Source organism: Aquabacterium humicola (assembly GCF_030167915.1).
GTDB classification, from domain to species: Bacteria; Pseudomonadota; Gammaproteobacteria; order Burkholderiales; family Burkholderiaceae_C; genus Pseudaquabacterium; species Pseudaquabacterium humicola.
The window spans coordinates 68287-92741 of the sequence record NZ_JARGNB010000001.1 but is presented as its reverse complement, the minus strand read 5'-3'; the positions used below and the strand labels follow the sequence as shown (position 1 = coordinate 92741).

Sequence of the window (24455 nt, the reverse complement as noted above, 5' to 3'; positions counted from 1 at the left end):
GACTCCGAATGCTTGCCCCACACATCAAGAAGAAGGTCGACGAACTCTGGAATCGATTTTGGTCTGCCGGCCTCACGAATCCTCTGGTCGCGGTCGAGCAGATCACCTACCTCCTGTTCCTCAAGCGCCTGGAGGACATTGATCGCAAGCGGGTAGAGCGTGGCCTCCGCTCCGTCTACGCCTTGACGCCTGATGAAGAGCGACAAATCGAGGCTGCCGCAGACGATACCAAGGAAGCACTCCGCACCCAGCTTGACGCCACGTCTTGCCGCTGGAGTTACATCAGGCAAGAGAAGACCAGGCCTTCGCATCTGATCGAAAAGGTCTTCCCGTGGTTGCGGACCATCGGCGCTCGTCTTTCTACTGACGATGCCGGGACGGAGTTGGCCAGCGTTGATGACCGAATGGCCGACGCCTACTTTCAGCTCGATCCGAACAAAGGCAAGGTGCTGAGCGACGCCATCGACGCCATCGACCAGCTCTTTGCCCGCGCCGGTGAAGGCAATGCCGCCCAGGACATCATGGGCGATACCTTCGAATACCTGCTCAGCGAGGTCGCCACTGCAGGCAAGAACGGACAATTCCGCACGCCGCGCCACTTGATTCGCTTCATGGTCGAGCTGCTCGACCCCGAGCCTGGCCAGCGAGTGATCGACCCCGCTGCCGGCACGGGCGGCTTCCTGTTTAGCACACAGCAGCATTTGATGCGCAAGTACACGGCACCAGAAACGGTGGTGCTGGAGTGGGACGGCACGCCGCATCGCACAGACGGCGCGGCAGCAGAGCCCGAGCAATACACCGCCATCCACAACGGCGCCAACTTCGTCGGTCTCGACAACGACCGCACTATGGCGCGAATCGGCTGGATGAACCTGGTTCTCCATGATGTGACCGATCCCCACCTGCTTCAGGGCGATTCCCTGAGCAAGCGTGAAGGCAAGGGGCAACTCAAGCAACTACTGGAACCGGAGACCTACAACTTTGTCCTGGCCAACCCGCCCTTCACCGGCACAGTCGATAGCGGCGATCTGGAACCCGATTCACTGCTGTTTCCGCGCGTCGGCGGAAGCGGCAAGAAGAAGGACGAAAGCATCACCAACAAGAGCGAGTTGCTCTTCTTGTGGCTGATGCTCGACCTCCTGCGCGTGGGCGGCCGATGCGCGGTGATCATTCCCGAAGGTGTGCTTTTCGGAAGTACCGATGCTCACGTTCGCCTGCGCCGCGAGCTGCTGAGCGAGCACGTAGTCGAAGGCATCATCTCTCTGCCGGGTGGTGTCTTTCAGCCGTATACCGGCGTCAAGACTTCGGTTCTCATCTTTCGCAAAGAGACTCGCCGAGACGAACGCCCCACCTCCGCCAGCCGCGCGGCCCCGCGCACTGAGCACGTCTGGTTTTACGAAGTGGAGGAGGACGGCTATTCGAAGGATGCCAAGCGCAATCCCCGGCCCGGCCAGCAGAACGACCTTTGGGATGCACTGGAAAAGTTCAAGGCCTGGATCGCGCACGGCCGCACAGGTGCTCAGCGCCACGAGAAGGTGCTGCTGCAACCTCGCTTTCGCGTCGAGCGCTGGCGCCAGGCGCTGCTGCGCGATACCGCGGATCAACTCACGCCGGCCGGTGAGGCCTTCGCGGCCTTGCCTGACACCAGCATGTGGGATGGGCATGTATGGGGAATCCATGAGCTGTTCCCTGAACTGCCCGCGGACCCGAAAGCCGCAGAAGTACAAGTCCGCAATGCTGCGAGCCAGCAGTTGTACGACTTGGTAATCCGCTACTTTGCTCCCCCCACGCAGCCGATCTGGGAGCAATGGCGCACCGCGGGTACAGGCGACAAGCCCATGATCGCAGAGCATGCCTTGGCCGACTGGCAAAAGGCCATCAAGGTGCCGCAGCAAGACTTCAACCGGGCTGCAAAGGAGGTTCAAAGCTTCTTCGACGCGGAGGACAGCCCTGCCTTGCAATTGTGGAAGGACATGGTCAAGGACGCCGTCAAAGCCGGCCTCTCGTTCCATGAGCACTCCGTCAAGCAGGCGCCCATGTCGCGGTTCAGTCCGCAGGACCCCGTGGCTGACCTCAAGGCTGCACTTGAAGCCATCGCCCGTGAAGTCGCCAAGCTAGACGGCTTCGACGTGACGCTGCGCAGCCTGGAGGTTGATCAAGCCAGTGAACTCCAAGCGACCAAGCACTGGGTCGTTCCGGTTCGCAGCTGGGCGCGAAACGATGAATGGCGCAGCGAGGACGACAAGCTCGTTGGGTCGCATGACGCAGACGGCCTTGTGCGTTTCGCCTATGTTGAGGCCATGCTGGCTGCTGGTCTGTACGACGACAAAGGCACGCTCAAAGACGGGCTGCTAGACCCCGACTGCATCGAGGCACGTGAGTGGAACCTGTCCGCTGGCCAATACAAGCCGTTCGACTTCACTCAGCTCAAAAGTGACAAGAGCGTAGCTGATCTGGTTGGTACGCTAAGGACGACGGAGCTGGACATCATTCGGGGCCTAGACAAGCTGCTCGCGATGGTGGAGGGACGGGAATGAGAATTCCAGAGACCTGGGCAGAGGTGCGGCTCACTGATGTCTGCGAGCTGAACCCTCGACTGCTGGCCGAGGAGCGGCCCGCCGACGATTTGCGAGTGACCTTTGTTCCGATGTCCGCCGTGAACGAATCCGCGGGTGAGATCGACAAACCGGAAGAGCGCACGTTCGGCGAGGTGGCGAAAGGCTACACAAGTTTTCGCGAACGCGATGTGCTGTTCGCAAAGGTCACGCCTTGTATGGAGAACGGAAAGGCTGCAGTTGCGCGTCAACTGCAGAATGGAATGGGATTCGGTTCTACCGAGTTTCATGTTCTCCGTCCTACGCCTGCGGTACTCCCTGAATTCCTGTTCAGCTTCATTCGTCAGCAGGCGTTTCGTGACCGAGCCGCGTCTGCCTTTGTCGGTACGGGCGGCTTGCAGAGAGTCCCTCCAGAATTTTTGGGTCGGGTCAAACTCCCGCTCCCGACCCTGCCGGAGCAACAGCGCATCGTTGATGTGTTGCAGCAGGCAGAAGCCCTCAGCCAAGTCAACGAACGGCGCGGACATCTCGATCAACTGATCAAGGCTGCACTCGATCAACTAGTGCTTGACCGCGACGATGGTGAATGGGTCCAACTCGGCGCGCTAGTTGACACGCGCTACGGCACTTCGGTATCGGCCGACGCGACGGCGGCAACCGGGGTTCCGGTGCTGCGCATCCCCAACGTCATGGGTGGTGAAGTTGACACCACGGACATGAAGTACGTCGAGCTCACTCAGGCTGAGTTGGGCCGATTGCGATTGACGGCGGCCGACGTGTTGATTGTTCGATCCAATGGCAACCCAGAGTATGTCGGGCGGTCAGCGCCTATCACTGAGGATGTTTGCCATTCTGTGATCGTGTACGCGTCGTACTTGATTCGCCTACGAACGGATGGCGTCCGCTTGCTGCCCGAGTATCTGAGCGCCTTCCTCAACAGCGCCTACGGCCGGGCGGCGATGAGGAATGCCATCAGAACGACAGCGGGTCAGAGCAACTTGAGCGGTGAGAACTTGGCCAAGGTTCGATTGCCTGTTCCGGATATCGAAGCGCAAAGGCGGTTCCGCCAGCTGTGGCTTCAGGTCAGGGAGATTCGTCGCCTCGTTAGGAAGTCGGAAGATGCTGCGACAGCACTGCGTTCGGCCCTCACCATCAGCGCGTTGTCGGGTGACCTCACTGCTCAATGGAGGGAAAGTCACGCAGCAGAGCTTGCCCAGGCTGCACTCGTACGTGATGAGCTGCTGCGCGAGCGCGGCGCAAAGATCACGCTCGGCGCCACCATCACCGCGACGACCTCGGTGCAGGCCCATCTGACTATCCGACCCGCGCGCCATTGGCTGCTTGGCGAACTGAGCGACTTCCAGCGCCATGTGTTGGCGGCGTTCACCACGTATTGCGAAGCAAGCGGCGAGCCCCTCTTGGTCGAGGACCCGGACGTGTTCGCGCGATTCTGTGACGACACGTCAGTGACCGAAAGGCTGCAAAGCTACGGTAGCTCGCAAGGCAACCGTATCCGCCGCACGCTCGGCCAACTCGCAGCCCTGGGCTTGATCGCAAAGGTCACTTTGCCCAAGGTCGACACGGAGAGTGGCGAGCTCGAGTACCTGAAGGCGTTCCGGCCCCTGCGCGAAGACGAGTACACGCGTCTGGCAGACCTGCAGGTATTTCGCAAGTCCATGGCGCCTGACACAGGTGAGGAGGCGAACTGATGCGCCTGCGCTATCTTCACCTTCAGAACTATCCGCCGATCTCGAACATCAAGGTGTGCTTCGCGAGTGGCTCGCCACTGGGGCGCGAATGCTCAATCCGGTTTGTGATTGGCGTGAACGGGAGCGGCAAGTCCAATCTGCTACGGGCCGTCGCCGAAGTATTCCTGGCACTGGCCGACTTGCGCGTGCCAGCGTTCCCCGTAAGCCTGGTCTACGAACTGGGTGTTCGTGGCTCACCGAGCCACCGCACCCTGTTGTTGCACTGCCCCGGCGACAGGCAACAAGCTAGCTTGTGGCTGCACGAGCGCTTCCAGTTCGACGACGACAACGGGCAAGAGGTTTTTGAGGCGTGTATCGAGCATTTGGCGGTCAAGGGGCTACCTACTGTGCCGGGTTTCACGGCTCTGATTGACCGTGGTCGCTGGCCACAACGCGACAGTACGCCACCCCAGATTGCGCTGCCCTCGGCAGTGCTCGCCTACACAACGGGCGACCTCCGGCCGTGGCGGTCCGTTTGGAGTCGCAACCAGAACGCGGAGGGCTGGCAGCGCAGCGATGCTGACAACGAAGGGGAAGAGCGACCGGCAGGCTGGACCGTTGCTCAGGAGCGCGCGTTACGAGCGGCCCGCCCACCCTTTCAAGCAACTCGTGATCTCGACAAACGACTTTCACCTGTGGAGGCTGATAGCTTCCGGCGCCCCCTGCTGCTGGATGCAACCCTGCTCAAGTGCGCGTTGCTGGCGGTGGCCCTGCCACAGGCATTCATAGAGACCACGGACTATCCTGGTCGTGCCAAAGCCGATGCCGCGATGGCTCGGCTTCGTCGTCGCTCCGACAACAAGAACGGGCTTCAGGAACTCTTGGAGCGCGGAGGATGGCATCACCTGGTGTCAGTGACCTTCCGCTCACGCTTGCAGGCGGCTCAGTGGGACCAGAAGCTCTGCGAGACAGCGCACGACTGGTGGCTGTGTGCGAGCGAAGTGTTCGCCGAACCCCATCCGGCGGAAGCCCGCCGCACCCTCGTGTTTGACCTTAAGGGAGCGTTCGATGCCCAGACGCTGAGCTTCGCTTCGGCTGCCCGCGACGAGCTTCAGACATGCACCACCCATGGCGAAGCACTGTGGGCCTTGTTGGGCGGGGCCAAGGATGCGAGCGCATTCGAGCTGTTCACTCGACTGCTGGAACTGAACCAGGTCGGACTGTTCGACGATCTGTTGATTCGCCTCCGACGCGCACCGCTGCCCGGCGACGGCGATGTGAACGAGGCGGATGACATCGGCGTGCTTCGCTACGAAGAGCTGTCAGACGGCGAACAAATGGTGCTGGGCCGCATGGCACTCTTTCACTTACTGCAGGGTCAGCAGGACGCTCTGCTCCTGCTCGACGAGCCCGAGACCCACTTTAACGACAAGTGGAAGCGAGAGATCGTCGACATCATCGACGACGCCATCGGCCACACCAGCAACGATGTGCTGATCTCCACGCATTCAGCCATCGTGCTTTCTGATGTGTTCAACAACGAAATCGTGATGGTTCAAAAGAGTGCAAGCGGCTCGACCGTGCGTAGTGTGGACGAGCCAACCTTCGGCACCGACCCCAGCGCGCTGATGATGACGGTCTTTGGTGCAGACGACAGCATCGGCAAGCGAGCGCAAGAGTTCATCGAGGACAAGCTGCGACAAGCGACCGGCACTCAGGCGGAAATTGTTGATCTGGAGCGGCTGATCGACCGAATGGGCTCCGGCTTTTACCGCAGCGAGTTGCGGACGCTGCTGAATACGTGGCGAGGTGGCGATGCTTAAGCCAGTCCATCGCGTCGTGTGCTCACCGGCTCTGGCAGCGTGCCAGCAAATGATGCAGCGATTCGCGCTTTGGTTGTGCCAGCCTGCGACCGCCCCTGCACATGTCAGCCAGCAGGGCCTACAGCCGCCGGTTCTTTTGACGGCGATAGAGGCCGATTGGTTATGGGGTCTTCTCCAGCGCATCGAGTCTGGGCAAACCCTTCTGAGCCGCGCACAGACAATTGCAGCGTTGCCTGCAGCGCAAAAGACTGCCCTGGCGACCTGGGTGCAGACGATCTCGGCGCTGCCTGCACAGTTTCAACCCGGTGCGGCCGTGTGGCCAGTGACGCGGCCACTTGCCAGCAAACAGGACTGGAACACGTTCAAGGCGCTGATGGAGTCCGTCTACGAGAAAGGCTTCGTCGACGGCCTGCCCTATCAGGGCGATGGCACGCCTACAGCCGCCGGGGGGGTGACTTATGCAGAGTATGTGCGGGCGTTTCGAGGTGCGCACCGCCTGAATCCGAACCCGCATGCCCGCGAGGTCTGCGTTCTCTGTGGCGGCCCCCTTGGCGACACCCCGCACGTCGACCACTGGGTGACCAAGGGCGCGTTTCCACTGCTAAGCGTATGTGCCGACAACCTGCAGTTGATTTGCAGCACCTGCAACGAGGCGCCGAACAAGGGGCAAAAGCCTGTTCATTCCGCCGGGAGTTTCGCGGACTGGTTCCACCCCTACTTGCGTCCAGGCAACGGTTGCGTGCAGTTGGACTATGTGCCGCCTGCCTTCGCGGTGCGGTGCGCTGCCGCGCCAGCAGATCAGCCGAAGGCAACCAATCTGGATGGCATGCTCAACCTGTCAAGCCGATGGACGCGCGAATTCAAGGCCGAGTATGCCAAGCATCAGGATCTCTTGCACCGCCGGGAGCGTCGTCGAATTGCGCTGGGGCAAGCAAGGCACTCGTTGGCAGAGATCCAGCAGCACGTGCAACAGTGGACTGCCACTCTTTCGCCGAGCGAGCCGCACCATGCAGTGCACTCCGTGCTGAGTCACGCGCTGATGCAACCGGCTCGAACGCGGGCCTGGTTGGCAGAACTGGCGTTAGTCATCTAGGCGCACGAGGCAACCCGTCCCCATGGTTGAGATGCCGCGGCGCCGCAAGCTCCCTTGGCTCGCTGTGCGCGCGGCACGACCCGAGCAGCTGGGGGCCGCAGCATGAGTGACATCAAACTCTTCCGGCTGCAGGCCGGTAAAGCCCTCGAGCTTCAGGGTGACGCATCCGAGCTGGAGAAGCCGCTGCAGACGCTGATCGAGGCCAACCTCGACACCCTGCTGGGCATCCGCTTCCTGGCCACCGAGTACTCCACCGGCAAGACCCATGCGGGCCGGATCGACTCGCTGGGCCTGGACGAGAACAACTGTCCCGTCATCCTGGAATACAAGCGCTCGATGGGCGAGAACGTCATCAACCAGGGCCTGTTCTACCTGGATTGGCGATGTAGCGAAGCGAACTTCGCCGGTGGCATCCTGCCGCAACTGCTGTGGGGCCGCACTTCGTTGTAGTCCAGGCGCCAGTTCGCGATGATCACCCTGGCCTGGGGCAGCGTCTCGAACCAGTGCTCGTTCAAGCACTCGTCGCGAAGCTTCCAGCGGCGGCCGATCTGCATCGCGCTGATACGGCCGGTGTTCACCAGGTCCCAGGCGGTGCAGTAGTTGATGCTCAGCATCGTGGCCACCTGATGCAGGTCGAAGAAGAGGGGTTGAACGGCAGAGCAATTTGCTACCCACTATCCGACAATATGGGTACCGAACTACCCACCATGACAGTCGCGGCCATTGCCCTCGGTTCACGAAAATGGGTAAACTATTACTCACAAAGTCGCTTTATGGGTAGCAGATGACAACCGAGACGACCCTTCCGCTGGAAGTCACCACGGCAGCGCAGAGGTTCGGCGAGAACGTCCGGCTCGCCCGCGTCCGCCGTCACCTGACCCAAGAAGAACTCGCTCAAGCCTGCGGCATCACCCGCAAGACCCTGTACGCCCTCGAGAAAGGCGCATCAGGCGCAACCGTCGCCACGGCCTTTACCGTGCTCTGGAAGCTCGGCCTGCTCAGCACGGCGGCTGCGCTTGCCGACCCCGATGCCGACGAGCACGGGAAGATTCTCGAGGCTGCCCGCAGGCCGAAGCGCGTGCGCAACCCGCTCGACAGCGACAACGACTTCTGACCCATGGCCAACGACGAACAAGCCTGCTACGTCTACATCCAGCTCCCTGGGACGATGGAAACGGTGCCCTGCGCGTCGCTCAAGGTCCGTGCCGTCGGCGCAGGCGCCTTCGAAGGCACCTTCACGTACGGCAAGCGCTATCTCGAACGGCCTGAGGTGGTGGCCTTGGACCCGTTCCACCTACCCTTGTCGACGCGTCCTCAGAGGTTCACGAAGCTCAAGGGCATTCCCGGCGCCGTTCGTGACGCGAGCCCGGACGCCTGGGGCCGTCGAGTCATTCAGGCCAAGCTGCAGCGGCCCGAAGGCGACATCCAGGAAGTGGAGTACGTGCTCAACGGGCCGGACGATGGCGCTGGCAACCTGAGCTTCGGAAGAACCGCAACTCCGCCCGCTCCGCGGCGACGCTTCAATCGCACGCATCAGCTGCCTGCCCTCATCGAAGCAGCCGAGAAGTTGGAAGAAGACGGACGGCTTCCACACGAGGTACTCGAGGAACTCGAACCCGGCACGAGCATGGGTGGTGCAAGACCCAAAGTGACGGTCGAGGACGACCACAGAGTCTGGCTGGCCAAACTGCCTGAGAAGGCAGACCGGCACAACATGCAGCGCATCGAGTACGCGACACTCGAGTTGGCCCGCGCCAGCGGCCTTCGCGTCTGCGGAACCCGCCTCGAGCGCGTCGCGAACCGCGACGCGCTGATGCTCGACCGCTTCGACCGCGAATGGAATCCGGACGCCAACGCCTACTGGCGCTACGGGCTTGTCTCGGGTCTGACGGTGCTTGACGCTGAAGATGGCTACCTCGGTCGCGAGCGCTGGTCGTACCGGCTGCTGGCGGATGAACTTCGGCGCTGGTCCGTCAAGAGCAACGATGACCGTCGCGAATTGTTCCTCCGCATGGTGTTCAACGCCATGGTCACCAACAACGACGACCATCCGCGCAACCATGCGCTCTTGCAGACCAGAGGTGGCTGGCGGCTATCACCCGCGTACGACATCCTGCCCGTCGCCATGGTCTCGGTCGAGCGGCGGGACTTGGCTCTCGAGGTCGGCCGCTTTGGTCGAGCCGCGAGTCTCTACAACATCCTGTCGCACTGCGATGCGTTCGGGCTCTCGAAGGAAGAGGCCCAGGCGCTGATCGACGGGATGCTCGCCGTCGTCCGCGGCTGGCGCGAGTTCTTCACCGAACGCGGTGTCGAACAGCGCAGCATCGAGATGCTCGAGCAGGCCATGCTCCCGCCTTCCTTCTTCCGCGACACGCCACCAGACGTCGTCTGAATTGGCTTTCACTCGTTTCACCCGACCCTCGGCAGGATCTGCACCGGTGAGCCGCACCGCCTACGGACGCACGTGGTGGGGCGCGCAATGGCTGCAGGCGCTGACGCAGATCGACCACGAGAACCGCCTGCCGCGCGGGCGCAGCTACGCCAACCGCGGCGCGGTGCTCGGCCTCGAGGTGGAAGAAGGTCGCGTGCATGCCCGCGTGCAGGGCTCGCGGCCGCGGCCCTACGAGGTCGAGGTCCAGGTGCCCGCGGTCTCCAAGGCCGATGCCGCTCGGCTGGTGAAGCGCCTGGCGGCCGATGCCGGCGAATCGGTGGTGAAGGAAGGCCTGAAAAGCATCGCGGGCGAATCGGACACCTTCCAGCGCCAGGGCCTGGTGCTGCAGATGATCCTGGCGCTCAAGCAGGTGTGCAACCACCCGGCGCACTACCTGAAGCAAGGCGCGGCCGACCCGGACGAATCAGGCAAGGCCCAGCGGCTGCTCGACCTGCTGGAGGAGATCCACGCGGCGCAGGAGAAGGTGCTGGTCTTCACGCAGTTCCGCGAGATGGGCGAGCTGCTGCAGCGCATGCTGCGCGAACGCCACGGCCACGAGCCGCTGTTCCTGCACGGCGGCGTCACGCGCGCGCGCCGCGACCAGATGGTCGACCGCTTCCAGGGCGAGCGCGCCGAGCGCGTGTTCCTCCTCTCGCTGAAGGCCGGAGGAACGGGCCTGAACCTCACCGCCGCCAGCCATGTTGTGCACTTCGATCTGTGGTGGAACCCGGCCGTCGAGGCGCAGGCGACCGATCGCGCCTACCGCATCGGACAGCAGCGCAAGGTGCAGGTCCACCGCTTCATCACCCGCGGCACCTTCGAGGAGCGCATCAACGAAATGATCCGCAGCAAGCGCGAGCTCGTGGAGATGACAGTGGGCAGCGGGGAGACGTGGGTCGGGCAATTGCCGCCGGAGGAGTTGAAGGCGCTGTTCAGGCTGGGGTGAGTCGAAGTTCGACGGGGCGCTCGCCAGCATGTGTCACAGCGCATATGCCACTGCGCCCGACGCATCGATGGTGACCTTGCCGCTGGCAAACAACTGCGCCAGCACCGAGTTCAGCAACTGCTCGTTCCCGGTCGGCCCGAGCAGCGACTTCACAGTGGACAGCAGCTTTGCCTGCTTGGTCGGCCTGCTTGTCGTCTTCTTCAGGCTGGCGATGACGTGGTTCACCGCCTTGTTCAGGTCGGGCACGCTGCCGCCATCGATTCGCGTCGAATCGAAACCCGCCGGCGCCGCCGTCTGGCCGGCGGCCAGCTTCTTCTTCGCTGGTGACTTCTTCGCCGCCGGCGTCTTCTTCGCTGGCTCTTTCGCGGACGCGGGCACTGCTTTGCTCGCAGGATCCGGCTTCGGCTTCGAGGCGGCGGTCTTCGCCGGCGTCTTCTTGGCCGTCACCTTCTTGGCCGCAGGCCCGGCCTTCTTGGCTGCAGGCCCGGCTTTCTTCGCCGGGCTGCTCTTGGTCGTCGCTTTGGCACCAGCAGCATCAAACCCGATCAGTCGCGCCGCATAGCCCAGTTCGGCGGCGTGCTCCAGCATCGGCAAGTAGTCTTGGTCGTTGGAGACCACCACGAAACGCGCTTCAGGGTGGCGCGCGGCGATGTGGCCCATGTAGAACGACAGGTGCATGTCGAGCGAGTTCTTTCCAGCACGCGAGGTCTTCACCAACGTCACCTTGTCGCCGAATGACGCGTGCCGTGCGCCCACCGCCTTCTGGTCTGGCCCATGGAAGAGCCAGACGTCGGTCACGTCCGGCACCAGAGTTCGGACATCGGTGTCGTTCGGCTGCACGTTCTCCCAATCGACGAGCACATGGGTCTCGACCCGGGCCGGACCGGATGAGCCTGACGGAAGACCGGGCCGCACGGGCGGATGCTTCCTGGCGTTCTTGACGAGCTTGCGGCCCACCGCCCGCTTCAGATCGACGCCGGTGCGATCGGCGATCTGGAGCAGGTAGAGCAGGACGTCCGCCACTTCGTCCGCGACCCGCTCCTGCGTCATCGAGTCCGTACCCGCCGCCTGCGACTGCTCGGGCGTCATCCACTGGAAGATTTCGGCCAGTTCCGCTGCTTCCACCATCAAGGCCATCGCCAGGTTCTTCGGCGTGTGGAAGGGCTGCCATGCGCGTTCCGCTGCGAACTCGCGCAGCGTGGTCTGCAACGCTTTCAAGTCCAAGGGCGACCCCTCCCAATGTTTCGGCGGCAAGCATCGCCGTTCGGCGTGCACCATTAGAGCAGCGAGGTCCGACAGGAGACTACGCCAACGTGTGTCGCCTGGTGGCCGCCGGCAAGCGGTCGTCCGCATGTCCGGCCGGCTGGCCAACGTGATGCGCCCCTACCTCGAAAGCGTCACGGCGTGACGCGCAACCTCGCCGCATCTGTACGCGACCGGCTGAAGCAGCACGCCGACGCTGCGAACGAGGACTTCAACCTCACACTGACCCGCTACGGCCTGGAGCGGGGCGACTCGCGGTCTCGCCTCCCCCCTCTCCTCAAAGTTGCCGATGAGCACGCCCGCCGCTCGACCCTACAGTGTCCGGCCGCGGGAGGAGCCATGAATGCCGCCGAAAGCTTTCGAGACAGATCGTTCCTTGTCGTCGATCCGGACGCTCGCATCCGCCGACCCGAAGACCTGATGGCCTTTGCGCTCGACGCCGGCGGGCGCTTCCAGACCATCCCGAAGGGCACGCAGGTGCGCATCGACGCCGTGAAGGTGGTGGAGACCGGGAGCCGCAGCAACATCGTCTTCGGTCATGCGACCTCGGTGAATGGCAACCGCCTCTTCGGCTGGACCTCGACGCGGAACCTCGAAGGCAAGTTCATGAACGAGACGATCGGCGCCGTTTCGCCCGCGCCCGGCGCGAGCCGGTTCGGACCGAACGCGGCGTGGGCGCGCGGCAGCTTCCTGGGTCAGATCGAGCTCGCAGCCATCGTCGACGCCAAGCTGGAGATCGAACGCCTCGCGCTCTCGACCATCGAGCCCTACGCAGCGCTCGTGGCCGCCGCCGCAAGGGACGGCGTGCTGGTCACGCTGAACAGCGGCTTCCGCTCCTACCCGGAACAGAAGCACCTGCACGACGGCTTCGAGCGTGGCCTGCCGGGATTCAACACCGCGGCCCGACCCGGCCTCTCGAATCACCAGAACGGCATTGCGTTCGACATCGCAGTGCCCGGTGGCGACGGCAATCCGACCTACGAGTGGTTGAAGAAGCACGCCACCCGCTTCGGCTTCGTGCGCACGGTCAGCAAGGAGCCGTGGCATTGGGAGTTCGATGTAGATCGGGCGCGGGTCGCGTTGCAGGCCGGGACCTTCATGACACCGAACGTGACGGCTTGAGTTCGGCCGTCGGCCACCATCCCGAGTGAAGCACGCTGGACGCCGCGGCCGTGGGCCTGGCCAGTTATGGTTTGCTGACACTTCCGGCGCCGAAGCCGCCAGCACGACGGTACGCGCGTTGGCCTGTCGCGCTGGGCGCTGACGAGCATCGCGTAGCACAACGCCCGGCGCCCATCGCCCGACGTCCGTCCGGCCCCGCGCCGCCGCAGGCGGGTCCGGTCAGGCGGCGGCGCCCGCCGCCACCTGCTCCCGCTTCTTCGCGTACATCTGCTCGTCCGCCTTCTGCAGCGCATCCCGCAGCCCGACGGCCCCCGGGCTGACCACCACGCTCGCCCCCGCGCTGTAGCGCAGCGTGTAGCCGAGGCCGGCACGCCGGTTGACGACGTTGACATGCCGCTGCAGCCGCACCAGCGCCGGCGGAATGTCCGCCAGGCCGGCCGCGCTCAGCAGCACGGCGAACTCGTCCCCGCCCATGCGGGCGACGACGTCGGAGACGCGGAAGGTCTGGGTCAGGCAGTGCGCGAACTGGCGCAGCGCGTCATCGCCTTGTTCATGGCCCAGCGTGTCGTTGATCTGCTTGAAGCCGTCGAGGTCGATGAACAGCAGGCAGGCGGCCTCGCGCTCGCGCTCGGTGTGGCTGAGGCACTGCCTGGCAACGAGCTCGAAGCCGCGGCGGTTCAGCAGGCCGGTCAGGTCGTCGGTGGTCGCCGTCTCGGCGGAGTGCAGTTCCCGCTCCACCAGCGCGGCCAGGTCGGCCAGGTGGCGGCGGTCGGCATCGCTGAACTGCCGTGGCTGCGTGTCGACGACGCACAAGGCGCCCAGCAGGTGGCCGGCCGCGCGGATGGGGTGCCCGGCGTAGAAGCGCACGTGCGGGTCGCCGGTGACGTTGGGGTTGTCGTGGAACCGCGGGTCGGCGTGCGCGTCCTCGACGATCAGCGGCTGCGCGTCGTGCACGACATGGCCGCAGAGCGAGGTGCCGCGCGGCGTCTGCGCGTCCTTCAGGCCGATGCGCGACTTCATCCAGGTGCGCTCGGCGTCGACGAAGTTCACCGCGGCCATGGGCGTGCCGAACAGCGCCTGCGCAAGCCGCGTGATGCGGTCGAAACGTTCGTCCGGCGGTGTGTCCAGCACCTGCAGGCTGCGCAGCGCGCGCACGCGGTTGTCGTCGTCGGGGGTCGCACCGGCCGGGATCATGTAGGCACTCCTTCGGGAGCGCCCAGTGTGCGCAGGCGGGCCGCCGCGGAAACCGCGAACAGCGGGCGATTTCCGCGGCTAGTCGGGGCAACGGCGAACCGGCGCCCCGCTTCGGACGCGCCGCCGCGCGGCCGTTCAGCGCAGGTCGGCCGGCCGGCGGCGGAACATGCCCCAGCCCTCCATCGACAGCACCGCGTCGCCATGCTGGTTGAAGATCTCCCAGCGCGATTGCACCAGGCCGACGTCGGGCCGGCTGTTCATCGGCCGCGCCGCCAGCACGGTCAGCCGCCCGCGCAGCGTGTCGCCGGGGAACACCGGCTTCAACCAGCGCAGGTTGTCGATGCCTGGGCTGCCCAGGCTGGCGGCGTCCAGCAGGTAGTCGTCGCACATCATGCGCATCGTCATCGCGCAGGTGTGCCAGCCGCTGGCCGACAGGCGGCCGAACAGCGAGGCCTCCGCCGCCGCGTCGTCCAGATGGAAGGGCTGCGGGTCGAACGCCTGCGCAAAGGCCAGCGTCGCCTCGCGCGTCACCGGCATGTGGCCGAACTCGCGCACATGGCCGGCCGGGAAGTCTTCCCACCAATAACGTGGAATGCGCTCGGGTGCCGGGCGGGTGGCGGCAGTGGGCGGATCGGTGCTCATCGGGCCAGCATACCCGGGCCGCCGCGGCCCCGCCGTTGGGCGCGCGACACGGAACCGCCGGCCCGCCCCGGCTAGCGCTTGACCCCGGCCATCGGAAACTGCTGCCCGTTGAAATAGGTCACCGTGCCGTTGAAGCTGCGCCGGTCGCCGCTGATCCGGCCCTGGAAGGTCACGTCGCCGTTCGGCGATTCCACCGCCAGCCGCATCGCCGAGCGCTCCAGCGTCAGCGTGCGCACCTTCAGCACCTGGTTGCCCTGGTCGGTGGTCAGCGTGCCGCCGTAACGCTCGGCCTCCTTCGTCACGTTCAGCTGGCCGTTGGCCACGCCGGCCGGCGTCGCGACCTGGAAGCTCCAGCGGCCGCTCAGGTCGGCGGCTGGATCGGCCGCTGGACCGATGCCCTGCGGGCTGGCACAGGCCGACATCAGCATCGCGATCGACGCCGGGAACACGCTGCTTCGCATCGGAATCTCCTCGGGGAACCACAGGAGGCGCCGATTCTGGAGAGCCGCGATCGCCCGGGCAGCGCGCACGCGACGAGCGACCGGAATCCGGCCGCGAACGACCGAAAGGCGAACCATTTCGCGGCCCGGCGAGGCATCATCGCCCTGCCCATGACGCACCGATTCGGTCTGCAAGCCCGCCTCGCCGCGCTGCTCGGCATGCTGCTGGTGCTGCTGGCCCTCGGCGGCGTGCTGACGGTGCGGCACTTCCGCGGCGCCACGTCGGCGCTGCAGTCGGTGGTGGACGACCGCATCGCGCCGCTGCGGCAGCTGCGCCTCGTCGCCGACGGCTACGCGCAGGGTTTCGGCGACACCGTCGCGCGCCTGCGCGAAGGCCGGCTCGACAAGGCGCAGGCGCTGGCGCGGCTGGATGCCGCGCGCAGGCAGGTCGACGAGCAGTGGGCGGCCTACCTGCGCACGCTGCTGGTCGACGACGAGCAGCGCCTGATCGCCGCGGCCCGGCCGCTGCTGCACGCGGCCGACCGGCGCTGGGCCGAGCTGCGCACGCTGATCGCCGCCGACGCCGGCAGCGCCTGGCGCGACGATGCCCAGCCGCTGCGCCAAGTCCTCGATCCCGTGGCCGACGCGCTGGCGCGGCTGATGGACGTGCAGTGGTCGGTCGCGCAGTCGCTGCTCGCGCAGGAGCGGCAGCACCAGCGCGAATCGACGGTGCGGCTGGCGGCGCTCGGGCTGGTCGGGCTGCTGGCCTGCGGCGCGCTGGGCTGGGCCGTGCTGTCGCGGCACGCGCACGAGCGCCGGGAGTCCGAGGCCCGCGAACAGCGCATGCTGGGCTTCTACCAGGCGCTGTCGCGCACCAACCAGCTGATCGTGCGCGAGCGCGACATGCAGCGCCTGTTCGACGAGATCGTGCGCATCTGCGTCGACACCGGCCATGCCTGGGCCACCTGCGTCTTCGTGCTCGAGGACGGCCACCTGCAACTCGCGTCCTCGGCCGGCGAGTCGCACCGGCTGCATGCCGGCGTGCCGGTGCGCTGGGACATCGAGCAGCCCGCGGTGCGCGGCTCGGTCATCGGCCATGCGTTCACGACGCAGCAGCCGACGGTCAGCAACGACTACGTCGCCGACCCGCGCTCGGCGCTGCTGCGCGAGCAGGCCGTCGCGCTCGGGCTGCAGGCGGTGGCCGCCTTCCCGCTGCTGCGCGGCGGCCGGGCGGTCGGCGTGCTGTCGGTCTACGCGACCGAACGCGACTTCTTCGACGAGGCCCTGACCGGGCTGCTGACCGAGATGGCCCACGACCTCTCGTTCGCGCTCGACGACATCGACCGCCGGGCCGAACGCGTGGCCGCGCTGCGCGAGGCCGAAGCGGGGCTCGAACGCTTCCGCCGCGTCTTCCACGCGTCGCCGATCGCCACGGTCATCACCTCGATGCGCGACTACCGCATCGTCGACATCAACGACACCTGCTGCCAGCGCTACGGCCTGCCGCGCGACGCCTTCATCGGCCACACCCTGCGCGCGCTGGGCATCGGCCTGGTGTCCGAGGACCGCGACGCGTTTTATACCGAGCTGCGCCAGACCGGCCGCGTGCGCGACCGCGTGGTGCGCGTGCGCGACCGCGACGGCACGGTGCGCCGCGAGCTGATCAGCGCCGAGCCGATCGACTACCTCGGCGAGCCCTGCCATGTGGCGATGTCGCTCGACGTCACCAGCCTGCACCGTGCCGAGCAGGCCCAGGCGGTGGCCGAAGCGGCGAACCGCGCGAAGACCGAGTTCCTGTCGCGCATGAGCCATGAGCTGCGCGCGCCGCTGAACGCGGTGATCGGCTTCGCGCGGCTGCTGCAGGACGATGCCGGCGCCGCGCTTGATGCGCCGCGGCGCGCGCAGCTGGGCCACATCCACCGCGCCGGCCAGCACCTGCTGGCGCTGATCGACGACGTGCTCGACGTCTCGCGCATCGAGGCCGGCCAGCTGCAGCTGAGCCTGCAGCCGGTGGCGCTGGGCCCGCTGATCGACGAGGCGCTGCAGATGAGCCGCCCGCTCGCCGACCGCCACCAGGTGACGCTGCAGGCGACGCCCGCCGCGCGCGACGGCACCTGGGTCCGCGCCGACCCGATCCGGCTGCGCCAGGTGCTGCTGAACCTGCTGTCCAACGGCGCGAAGTACAACCGGCCGGGCGGCAAGGTCACCGTCGGTCTGGCGCAGGCCGACCACCATGTCGCGATCGAGATCACCGACACCGGCCTCGGCATGCAGCCCGAGCAGCTGGCGCAGCTGTTCCAGCCCTTCAACCGGCTCGGCCGCGAAGGCAGCGGCATCGAAGGCACCGGCATCGGCCTGACGCTGACGCGGCAGCTGGTGCACATGATGAACGGCACGCTGCAGCTCGACAGCACGCCCGACCAGGGCACCTGCGCACGCATCGAGCTGCCGCTGGCGCGTGCGCCCGCCGATCCGGCGTCGGCCGCGGCGGCCCCGGCGGTGGCCCCGGCCGCACCCGGCGACGGCCCGCCGCCGCGCGGCCTGGTGGTCTACGTCGACGACGACCCTGTCAACCTGCTGCTGGTCGAGCAGCTGCTGGCGCGCTGGCCCGAGGTGCGCACGGTCACCGCCGGCGGCGGCGAGCGCGGCTTGGCGCTGGCACGTTCGCTGCGGCCGGACCTGCTGCTGCTGGACCTGCACCTGCCCGACCTCGGCGGCCTGGAGGTGATGCGCCGGCTGCGGGCCGATCCATCGATGTCGACGCTGCCGATCGTCGCGCTGTCGGCCAGCGCGATGCCGGAGGACGTGGCTGCGGCGATCGCCGCCGGCGCCACCGACTACTGGACCAAGCCGCTGGACTTCGACCGCGTGCTGCCGCGGCTGCGCGAGCTGCTCGCGCCGGCGGCGGCGCGGCCGGCGTGACGGCTTCGCGTCACAGCGTGCGCAGGAACTCCAGCAGCTGCCGCTGCTCGGCCGCTGACATGGCCTGGTAGCGCTGGCGCGCCGCGCCCGCTTCGCCGCCGTGCGCGGCGATCGCTTCGGCCACCGTGCGGGCACGGCCGTCGTGCAGGTAGCTCGGCCGCAGCCGCAGGCCCCACAGCGGCGCCGTGCGCATCTCGCGGCCCGATGCACTGCCCTGCTCGATGCCGTCGCCGAGCGTGCCCATGTCGTGCAGCAGCAGGTCCGAGTACAGCCGCACCGGCTGGTGCGCCAGCGCCGCGATGGCGCTGGCGCCCGTGTTCATCGACGGCACGTGGCAGGCGGTGCAGCGCGCCTGCTCGAACAGGCGCTGGCCCGCGACGCTGGCCGCGGTCGGCGCCAGCGTCGGTGGCGGCGCGAGCAGGCGCATGAAGTCGGCCAGTGCATCGACGTCGCCGCGGCCGGTCGCCGGGTTCACCGCGTCCTCGATGTCGGGCACGCGGTCGAAGCGGGCCAGCAGGTCGGCGCGGCCGTTGGGCGCGTTCTCGGTCGGGAAGAAGCGGTTGGTGACGCCCATCTCGTTGAGGTAGGCGTCGGCCGAGAACGACAGCAGCGTCGCGTGTTGCGCCTTCCAGCCGAAGCGGCCGACGCGCGACTGCCCGCTCGCCACATCCACCACCCGGTGTACGCGGCCGCGCACGCCATCCGGCTTCGGCCGCTGCGCCTGCAGCTCCAGCGTCAGATCGTCGATGGCCTCGATCAGCCCGGCGCCGAACAGCGGCGTCGTGACGCGACGCGCGACCACGTTGGCCTGCGGCGGAATGCGCTCGAGCGCCGCCGGGTCGATCGCCCGCGCCTGCAGCAGCGAGCCGCCCAGGTGGGCCAGCGCGTCGAAGCGGCCATCGGCCACGCGGCGGCCGAAGCGCGTGACGGTGCGCGGGCCACCGCCACCGATGCCGCCGGCGTCGTGGCAGGCGGCGCAGCTGCGGTCGTTGAAGATCGGGCCGAGGCCGCCTTCCGGGGTCTCGACCGCCTCGAACTCCTCGCGTCCGGTCGTGAAGGCCTGCGCCTGAGCGTCGTTCAGGCCGACGAGCGGCGCGCCGGGCAGGTTGACGCCGGGCGGCGGCGCTGCGTTCACCACCGGCGGCGCGAGCTTGGGCCGCGGCGCGAAGCTGGCGGTCTGCGCGACCGCCACCACGGCGGTGGCGATGGCGCCGGCACCGATCACGGCGGCAGCGCCTGCGGCGACGCGGCGCCGCGGCGGGAACGGGATCTTCATCGGGTCTCCTCGGGTACGGATGTCGGACGGCCCGCAGCGTGAACGCCGACCGTGGAGCGAGCATGGAGCGCTCTCCACAATGCCTCCACAATCGCCGCGCCTACTCGCCTGCACCCGTCCCGCCATGCGCCTGCGCCTCGTCCACACCCTGTCGCTGTGCCTCGTGGCGGCGGTGGCCTCGAGCGTTCTGGCGATGGGCGCGGTGCTGGCCTGGAATCTGCGCCAGGGCTTCGGCGACTACCTGGCCGCGCGCGACACCGAGCGGCTGGAGACCTTTGCCGGCGTGGTCGCCGATGCGCTGCGCGCCGGCGGCGGCGAAGCGGCGCTGCAGGACGGGCGGCTCGACATGCGACAGCTGCTGCGCGAGGTGGCGCTGCGCGAGGGCGACACCTCGGCGCTGCGCAACCCGTCACCGCAGGAAGACGTCGCTCGGCCGGGACGCGCGCAGGATGGACGCGGCCCCCCGGGCCGACAAGCCGACGGGCGCGGCCCACCGGGCAGCGAGGGCGATGCTCGCCGGCCGCCGCCGCACCTGCGTGCCGACGGTCCACCGGGTGGTCCGCCCGAGGCGCGCGGCGAGCGCCCGCGCCGTCCGGACCATGGCTTCGGTGGCCGCGTCGCGCTGTTCGACCTCGAAGGCCGCCGCCTGGCCGGCCATGCGCTGCCGGAGACCGGCGCCGCGCTGGTCGAGCGGCCGGTGCAGCTGGACGGCCGCACCGTCGCCATCGCCCGCATGCGCGCACCGCAGCGCGCGCCGGAAGCGAGCGAGCAGAAATTCCTGCGCCACCAGTACGCCGGCATCACCGGCGTGGCGCTCGGGCTGACGCTGCTGGCGGTGGCGGTCGGCTGGTGGCTGTCGCGCCAGTGGGTCAGGCCGCTGCTGGCGGTGCAGGCCGCCACCGCGCGCATCGCCCGCGGCGAGCTCGACGTTCGCCTGCCGCGCACGCGCGACGACGAGTTCGGCGATGTCGTCCACAACGTCAACCTGATGGCCGAGAGCCTGCAGCGCATCGAGGGCGCGCGGCGGCGCTGGATCGCCGACCTGTCGCACGAGCTGCGCACGCCGCTGGCGGTGCTGCGCGGCGAGATCGAGGCGCAGATCGACGGCGTGCGGGCGTGGACGCCGCAGGCCGCGCAGTCGCTGCGCGAGGAGGTGCTGCGCCTGGGCACGCTGGTCGACGACCTGCACCTGCTGGCGATGGCCGACTTGAACGCGCTGCCCTGCCGTTTCGACGCCGCCGATGCCGCCGCGCTGTGCCGCGACGCCGTGCAGCGCTTCGCCGCGCGCGCTTCGGCGCAGCGGATGACGCTCACTTTGAACGCTGGCGATGCGCCGCTGCCGGTGCGCTGGGACGCCGGCCGCATCGGCCAGCTGCTGGGCAACCTGCTGCAGAACAGCCTGCGCTACACCGATGCGCCGGGACGCATCGAGCTCGCGCTGCAGCGCAGCGGCGAGCGCGTGCGCATCACGCTCGACGACAGCGCGCCCGGCGTGCCGGCCGCCGAGCTGCCGCGGCTGTTCGAGCCGCTGTACCGCGCCGGCCGCGCGCGCGACCGCGAATCCGGCGGCAGCGGCCTGGGCCTGGCGATCTGCGCGGCGATCGTGCAGGCGCACCAAGGGCGCATCGAGGCGCTCCCCTCGCCGCTCGGCGGACTGCGCATCACCGTCGAGCTGCCGCTCGACGCGTCGAAGGAAAGCGGGCGATGAATCGCCCGGCCGTGCTGCCGCGCCCGGTGCTGGTCGTCGAGGACGATCCGAAGATCGCGCGCCTGCTGCTGGACTACCTGCAGGTCGAGGGGCTCGAGGCCGAAGCCTTCGGCGACGGCGCGTCGGCGCTGGAGCGCATCCGCGCGCAGCCGCCGGCCGCCATCGTGCTGGACCTGATGCTGCCGGGCCTCGACGGCCTGGCGGTCTGCCGCGCGGTGCGCACGTTCAGCGACGTGCCGATCGTGATGCTCACCGCGCGCGTCGACGAAGTCGACCGCCTGCTCGGGCTGGACAGCGGCGCCGACGACTACGTCTGCAAGCCCTTCAGCCCGCGCGAGGTCGTGGCGCGGGTGAAGGCGCAGCTGCGGCGTGCCGAGGGCCGGCTGGTCGCCGCCGCCGCGCCGTGGACGGTCGACGACGACGCCCTGCGCATCGCCTGGCGCGGCCAGTGGCTGCCGCTGACGCCGCTGGAGTTCCGCATGCTGCGGCGGCTGCTGGCGCGGCCTGGCCGCGTGTTCTCGCGCGCGCAGCTGCTCGACGGCCTGCGGCCCGAGTTGCGCGAGGTCAGCGACCGCGCGATCGACAGCCACGTGAAGAACCTGCGCCGCAAGATCCAGGCGGTGGAGCCGGGCTGCGACTGCATCGCGGCGGTCTACGGCGTGGGCTACCGCTTCGATCCGCCGACGTGATGCTCCGGCTCGGGCCGCGGCTCAGGCCGCGCGCATGAAGCGCTCGATCGCCGCGCGCAGGTCGGGCGGGATCTCGATCGAGCGGTGCGTCTCGAGGTCGGTCGTCACGATCACCTTGCTCGCCTGCACGCGCAGCCCGCCGTCGGCGCCGCGCACGTCCAGCGCCAGCGTGAACGAGCGCGCGCCGAGCCGCTGCACCGCGAGGCCGAGCACCACCTCGTCGCCCATGCGGCTGATCGCCTTGAAGTCGGTCTGCAGGCTGACCGTCGGCAGTCCGGTGCGGCGCTCGCCGAGCAGCGACGCATACGGAATGCCCAGCCCGTCGCTGATCCAGTCCTCGACCAGGCCGTTGAGCATCACGAAGTAGGTCGGGAAGTAGACGATGCCGGCCGGGTCGCAATGGCCGAAGCGGATGCGCAGCGGGCGCTCGAAGCGCGCACCCGCCGCCGCGGCGGCGGCCGCCGGGCGCCCGGCGGCGCTCAATTCATCACCTCGCCGCCACTGACCGAGATCGACTGGCCGTTGATCGATGCCGCCGCCGGCGTCGCCAGCCAGGCCACCGCGTCGGCCACCTCGTCGGGCTGCACGATGCGGCCCTGCGGGTTGCTGCGCTCGAAAGCCGCGCGCGCGTCCTCGGCGCTGCGGCCGGTCTTGTGCATCACCTGGTCGACGCTGGCCTGCAGCAGCGCGGTCTCGGTGTAGCCGGGGCACACCGCGTTCACCGTGATGCCCTGCGCAGCCACCTCCAGCGCCAGCGAACGCGTCAGGCCGATCACGCCGTGCTTGGCCGCGGCATAGGCGGCGACGTAGGCATAACCCCGCTGGCCGGCAGTGCTGGCGATGTTGACGATGCGGCCCCAGCCGGCCCGCTGCATCGCCGGCAGCGCGGCGCGGGCGCAGTAGAAGCTGCCGCTCAGATTGACCGTCAGCATGCGCTGCCACAGCTCGTCGCTGGTGCGGCCGAACGGCGCGGCTTCGGCCTGGCCGGCGTTGTTGACCAGCACCTGCACGCCGCCGTGCACCTCGGCGGCTTCGTGGAACGCCCGTGCGATGGCCTGCGCATCGCCGACGTCGCAGGCGATGGCGTGGGGGCGCGCGCTGGCGGGCAGTTCGGCGGCCAGCGTCTGCAGCGCCTCGGCGCCGCGGCCCAGCAGCGTCAGCACGGCCCCGTCGGCCGCCAGGCGGCGGGCGATCGCGGCGCCGATGCCGCGGCCGGCACCGGTGACCAGGGCATGGCGGCCGGCTAGAGGCACCGGGCTTGGCATCGGGGTCGGCATCGGCATCGGGCTCGGCGAGTTCATGCAATTACTTTAGACTTAAAGTAATTGAGCGTCAACCGCCGGGCGGCTGGTGCGTGGCCGGCGCGTGGGCCCGCGACTTGCCCCGCCGCATGCCAGGCCCCGCGGGGCGCTGCCGGCCCGTGCCGGCCGGGAGCGCAAAGTGCGATCATTCCTGACCATGGATAGACCGAAACCCTTCTCGATGATCCGCGAGTTCCACCTCGCGGACTGGTTCACGCTGGCCAATGCCTTCTGCGGCGTCGGGGCGCTGTTCGCGGTGATGTCCTACCTGCAGACCCGTGAAGTGCAGCACCTGTACTTCGCCTGCGCACTGATCCCGCTGGCGCTGGTGTTCGACGTGCTGGACGGCCGCATCGCGCGCTGGCGGCAGCGTTCGTCGGCCATGGGCCGCGAGCTCGATTCGCTGGCCGACGTGATCTCCTTCGGCGTCGCGCCGGCGGCCATCGCCTACGCCTGCGGCATGCAGGGGCTGTACGACCGCATCATCCTGGTCTTCTTCGTCGCCTGCGGGGTGTCGCGCCTGGCGCGCTACAACATCACGGCCGAGAAGCTGGCCGACGGCGGCGACAAGGTCAAGTACTTCGAAGGCACGCCGATTCCCACCTCGCTGCTGCTGGTGATCGTGCTGTGGATCGCCGCGTGGCAGGGTGCGCTCGGCCCGCAGCTGTGGTTCGGCGTGATCGAGCTCGGCGGCTTCAAGCTCCACCCGCTGGTGCTGATGTTCCTGGTGTCCGGCTCGCTGATGATCAGCCGGATCCGGATACCGAAGGTCTGAGCCCCCAGGCCCGGAGTACCGCGCCCTCGCCTCAGCGTCGATGACGCGCTATTTCAGCGGAATGGGCGTGCCGCGGTCCACCGGCACCGCCGTCACGCTGTTCTGCGGCGAGCCTTCGATCAGCTTCTCCGAGTAGGTCATGTAGACCAGCGCGTTGCGCCTCGCATCGACCATGCGCACGATGCGCAGGCGCTTGAAGAGGATCGACAGGCGTTCGTTGAACACCTCCTCCTGCTGCGGCAGCGGCTTCGGGAACGAGACCGGGCCGACCTGGCGGCAGGCGATCGAGGCTTCCGACTTGTCCTCGGCCAGGCCCAGCGCACCCTTGATGCCGCCGGTCTTCGCGCGCGACACGTAGCAGGTGACGCCGACGACCTTCGGGTCGTCGTAGGCCTCGACGACGATCTTGTGGTCCGGGCCGATCAGCTTGAAGACGGTGTCGACTTCGCCGACCGGCTCGGCGCCGGCGCTGCAGGCCGCCAGCAGCAGCAGCGCGGGCCAGCAGCCGGCGCCCAGGGCAATCGATCGCATGCAGGGGTCCTTCGCCATCGTGAAGGCCGCATTGTGCTTGCGGCCGGGCGCAGCGC

21 protein-coding genes and 3 pseudogenes are annotated in these 24455 nt (G+C 67.8%); 14 read left to right on the top strand and 10 right to left on the bottom strand.

What is annotated here, in order from left to right:
• Positions 1–8: 8 nt before the first annotated feature.
• The 5 genes from P1K89_RS00445 (at position 9) to P1K89_RS00425 (ending at position 7609) form a co-directional block, all read left to right on the top strand.
• Entirely contained in the window at positions 9–2537 is a 2529-nt protein-coding gene (locus tag P1K89_RS00445) for a type I restriction-modification system subunit M (protein ID WP_284614381.1), read from the top strand.
• Entirely contained in the window at positions 2534–4264 is a 1731-nt protein-coding gene (locus P1K89_RS00440; RefSeq protein ID WP_284614380.1) for a restriction endonuclease subunit S, read from the top strand. Before P1K89_RS00445 ends, P1K89_RS00440 begins: the two co-directional genes overlap by 4 nt.
• Complete coding sequence (locus P1K89_RS00435) at positions 4264–6066, top strand: AAA family ATPase (RefSeq protein ID WP_284614379.1); 1803 nt, start codon at positions 4264–4266, stop codon at positions 6064–6066. Before P1K89_RS00440 ends, P1K89_RS00435 begins: the two co-directional genes overlap by 1 nt.
• A 49-nt stretch (positions 6067–6115) precedes the next feature.
• Positions 6116–7159 (top strand): HNH endonuclease signature motif containing protein, encoded by a 1044-nt coding sequence (locus tag P1K89_RS00430; protein ID WP_284614378.1) that lies wholly within the window; start codon positions 6116–6118, stop codon positions 7157–7159.
• Positions 7160–7261: 102 nt separating this feature from the next.
• The gene (locus tag P1K89_RS00425) at positions 7262–7609 is read left to right on the top strand and encodes a PDDEXK family nuclease (RefSeq protein ID WP_284614377.1); all 348 of its coding nucleotides are present in this window, start codon (positions 7262–7264) and stop codon (positions 7607–7609) included.
• Here P1K89_RS00425 and P1K89_RS00420 read toward each other — a convergent pair.
• A pseudogene (locus P1K89_RS00420) lies at positions 7528–7692 on the bottom strand (integrase core domain-containing protein); the annotation flags it as partial. The gene P1K89_RS00425 and the pseudogene P1K89_RS00420 sit on opposite strands and share 82 nt — an antisense overlap.
• Between P1K89_RS00420 and P1K89_RS00415 the strand changes: the two are divergent.
• The 4 genes from P1K89_RS00415 (at position 7628) to P1K89_RS00400 (ending at position 10536) form a co-directional block, all read left to right on the top strand.
• A complete protein-coding gene (locus P1K89_RS00415) occupies positions 7628–7759 on the top strand; it encodes a hypothetical protein (protein ID WP_284616353.1) in 132 nt (43 codons plus the stop codon). The pseudogene P1K89_RS00420 and the gene P1K89_RS00415 overlap by 65 nt on opposite strands.
• A 184-nt stretch (positions 7760–7943) precedes the next feature.
• Positions 7944–8273 (top strand): helix-turn-helix transcriptional regulator, encoded by a 330-nt coding sequence (locus P1K89_RS00410; RefSeq protein WP_284614376.1) that lies wholly within the window; start codon positions 7944–7946, stop codon positions 8271–8273.
• A gap of 3 nt (positions 8274–8276) precedes the next feature.
• On the top strand, positions 8277–9551 hold the full coding sequence (locus P1K89_RS00405; protein ID WP_284614375.1) for a type II toxin-antitoxin system HipA family toxin: 1275 nt from the start codon (positions 8277–8279) through the stop codon (positions 9549–9551).
• 46 nt (positions 9552–9597) lie between these two features.
• Positions 9598–10536: a helicase-related protein gene (locus P1K89_RS00400; RefSeq protein WP_284614374.1), complete on the top strand. Its 939-nt coding sequence runs from the start codon at positions 9598–9600 to the stop codon at positions 10534–10536.
• A 33-nt stretch (positions 10537–10569) separates the two neighbouring features.
• On the opposite strand, the pseudogene P1K89_RS00395 reads toward P1K89_RS00400, so the two are convergent.
• Positions 10570–11391: pseudogene (locus P1K89_RS00395) on the bottom strand (PIN domain-containing protein); the annotation flags it as partial.
• A gap of 63 nt (positions 11392–11454) precedes the next feature.
• Positions 11455–11760, bottom strand: a pseudogene (locus tag P1K89_RS00390) (nucleotide pyrophosphohydrolase); the annotation flags it as partial.
• Positions 11761–11940: 180 nt separating this feature from the next.
• On the opposite strand from P1K89_RS00390, the gene P1K89_RS00385 reads away from it, so the two are divergent.
• Positions 11941–12921 carry a M15 family metallopeptidase gene (locus P1K89_RS00385; protein ID WP_284614373.1) on the top strand — a complete coding sequence of 327 codons (981 nt, stop codon included), beginning with the start codon at positions 11941–11943 and terminating at the stop codon, positions 12919–12921.
• Positions 12922–13140: 219 nt separating this feature from the next.
• Here P1K89_RS00385 and P1K89_RS00380 read toward each other — a convergent pair whose 3' ends face one another.
• The 3 genes from P1K89_RS00380 to P1K89_RS00370 form a co-directional block, all read right to left on the bottom strand.
• Positions 13141–14115, bottom strand: coding sequence for a sensor domain-containing diguanylate cyclase (locus P1K89_RS00380; RefSeq protein WP_284614372.1), 975 nt, complete (start codon positions 14113–14115; stop codon positions 13141–13143).
• A gap of 135 nt (positions 14116–14250) precedes the next feature.
• A complete protein-coding gene (locus tag P1K89_RS00375; RefSeq protein WP_284614371.1) occupies positions 14251–14757 on the bottom strand; it encodes a MaoC family dehydratase in 507 nt (168 codons plus the stop codon).
• 71 nt (positions 14758–14828) lie between these two features.
• A complete protein-coding gene (locus P1K89_RS00370) occupies positions 14829–15218 on the bottom strand; it encodes a hypothetical protein (protein ID WP_284614370.1) in 390 nt (129 codons plus the stop codon).
• A 150-nt stretch (positions 15219–15368) separates the two neighbouring features.
• Between P1K89_RS00370 and P1K89_RS00365 the strand changes: the two genes are divergently transcribed.
• Positions 15369–18119: an ATP-binding protein gene (locus tag P1K89_RS00365; protein WP_284614369.1), complete on the top strand. Its 2751-nt coding sequence runs from the start codon at positions 15369–15371 to the stop codon at positions 18117–18119.
• Between the two features lie 10 nt (positions 18120–18129).
• Here the strand turns inward: P1K89_RS00365 and P1K89_RS00360 are convergent, their stop codons facing one another.
• The gene (locus tag P1K89_RS00360) at positions 18130–19395 is read right to left on the bottom strand and encodes a di-heme oxidoredictase family protein (protein ID WP_284614368.1); all 1266 of its coding nucleotides are present in this window, start codon (positions 19393–19395) and stop codon (positions 18130–18132) included.
• Between the two features lie 124 nt (positions 19396–19519).
• Between P1K89_RS00360 and P1K89_RS00355 the strand changes: the two genes are divergently transcribed.
• Both P1K89_RS00355 and P1K89_RS00350 read left to right on the top strand, forming a co-directional pair.
• Positions 19520–21103, top strand: coding sequence for an ATP-binding protein (locus tag P1K89_RS00355; RefSeq protein ID WP_284614367.1), 1584 nt, complete (start codon positions 19520–19522; stop codon positions 21101–21103).
• Positions 21100–21792: a response regulator gene (locus P1K89_RS00350; RefSeq protein WP_284614366.1), complete on the top strand. Its 693-nt coding sequence runs from the start codon at positions 21100–21102 to the stop codon at positions 21790–21792. The genes P1K89_RS00355 and P1K89_RS00350 overlap by 4 nt, the downstream gene beginning before the upstream one ends.
• Before the next feature lie 21 nt (positions 21793–21813).
• Here P1K89_RS00350 and P1K89_RS00345 read toward each other — a convergent pair whose 3' ends face one another.
• Both P1K89_RS00345 and P1K89_RS00340 read right to left on the bottom strand, forming a co-directional pair.
• Positions 21814–22275, bottom strand: a complete 462-nt coding sequence (locus tag P1K89_RS00345; RefSeq protein WP_284614365.1) for an acyl-CoA thioesterase — start codon at positions 22273–22275, stop codon at positions 21814–21816.
• Complete coding sequence (locus P1K89_RS00340) at positions 22272–23057, bottom strand: SDR family NAD(P)-dependent oxidoreductase (protein ID WP_284614364.1); 786 nt, start codon at positions 23055–23057, stop codon at positions 22272–22274. The genes P1K89_RS00345 and P1K89_RS00340 overlap by 4 nt, the downstream gene beginning before the upstream one ends.
• 193 nt (positions 23058–23250) lie before the next feature.
• Between P1K89_RS00340 and pssA the strand changes: the two genes are divergently transcribed.
• Entirely contained in the window at positions 23251–23868 is a 618-nt protein-coding gene (gene pssA, locus P1K89_RS00335) for a CDP-diacylglycerol--serine O-phosphatidyltransferase (protein ID WP_284614363.1), read from the top strand.
• 48 nt (positions 23869–23916) lie between these two features.
• On the opposite strand, the gene P1K89_RS00330 is transcribed toward pssA, so the two are convergent.
• The gene (locus tag P1K89_RS00330; RefSeq protein ID WP_284614362.1) at positions 23917–24399 is read right to left on the bottom strand and encodes a CreA family protein; all 483 of its coding nucleotides are present in this window, start codon (positions 24397–24399) and stop codon (positions 23917–23919) included.
• Positions 24400–24455 lie beyond the last annotated feature (56 nt).

Coding starts and splice junctions, on each gene's coding strand:
- P1K89_RS00340 (WP_284614364.1), bottom strand. CDS start 23,057: ATGCCAAGCCCGGTGCCTCTAGCCGGCCGCCATGCCCTGGTCACCGGT.
- P1K89_RS00370 (WP_284614370.1), bottom strand. CDS start 15,218: ATGCGAAGCAGCGTGTTCCCGGCGTCGATCGCGATGCTGATGTCGGCC.
- P1K89_RS00445 (WP_284614381.1), top strand. CDS start 9: ATGCTTGCCCCACACATCAAGAAGAAGGTCGACGAACTCTGGAATCGA.
- P1K89_RS00375 (WP_284614371.1), bottom strand. CDS start 14,757: ATGAGCACCGATCCGCCCACTGCCGCCACCCGCCCGGCACCCGAGCGC.
- P1K89_RS00330 (WP_284614362.1), bottom strand. CDS start 24,399: ATGCGATCGATTGCCCTGGGCGCCGGCTGCTGGCCCGCGCTGCTGCTG.
- P1K89_RS00410 (WP_284614376.1), top strand. CDS start 7,944: ATGACAACCGAGACGACCCTTCCGCTGGAAGTCACCACGGCAGCGCAG.
- P1K89_RS00365 (WP_284614369.1), top strand. CDS start 15,369: ATGACGCACCGATTCGGTCTGCAAGCCCGCCTCGCCGCGCTGCTCGGC.
- P1K89_RS00355 (WP_284614367.1), top strand. CDS start 19,520: ATGCGCCTGCGCCTCGTCCACACCCTGTCGCTGTGCCTCGTGGCGGCG.
- P1K89_RS00435 (WP_284614379.1), top strand. CDS start 4,264: ATGCGCCTGCGCTATCTTCACCTTCAGAACTATCCGCCGATCTCGAAC.
- P1K89_RS00405 (WP_284614375.1), top strand. CDS start 8,277: ATGGCCAACGACGAACAAGCCTGCTACGTCTACATCCAGCTCCCTGGG.
- P1K89_RS00425 (WP_284614377.1), top strand. CDS start 7,262: ATGAGTGACATCAAACTCTTCCGGCTGCAGGCCGGTAAAGCCCTCGAG.
- P1K89_RS00360 (WP_284614368.1), bottom strand. CDS start 19,395: ATGAAGATCCCGTTCCCGCCGCGGCGCCGCGTCGCCGCAGGCGCTGCC.
- P1K89_RS00380 (WP_284614372.1), bottom strand. CDS start 14,115: ATGATCCCGGCCGGTGCGACCCCCGACGACGACAACCGCGTGCGCGCG.
- pssA (WP_284614363.1), top strand. CDS start 23,251: ATGGATAGACCGAAACCCTTCTCGATGATCCGCGAGTTCCACCTCGCG.
- P1K89_RS00440 (WP_284614380.1), top strand. CDS start 2,534: ATGAGAATTCCAGAGACCTGGGCAGAGGTGCGGCTCACTGATGTCTGC.
- P1K89_RS00430 (WP_284614378.1), top strand. CDS start 6,116: ATGATGCAGCGATTCGCGCTTTGGTTGTGCCAGCCTGCGACCGCCCCT.
- P1K89_RS00350 (WP_284614366.1), top strand. CDS start 21,100: ATGAATCGCCCGGCCGTGCTGCCGCGCCCGGTGCTGGTCGTCGAGGAC.
- P1K89_RS00415 (WP_284616353.1), top strand. CDS start 7,628: ATGATCACCCTGGCCTGGGGCAGCGTCTCGAACCAGTGCTCGTTCAAG.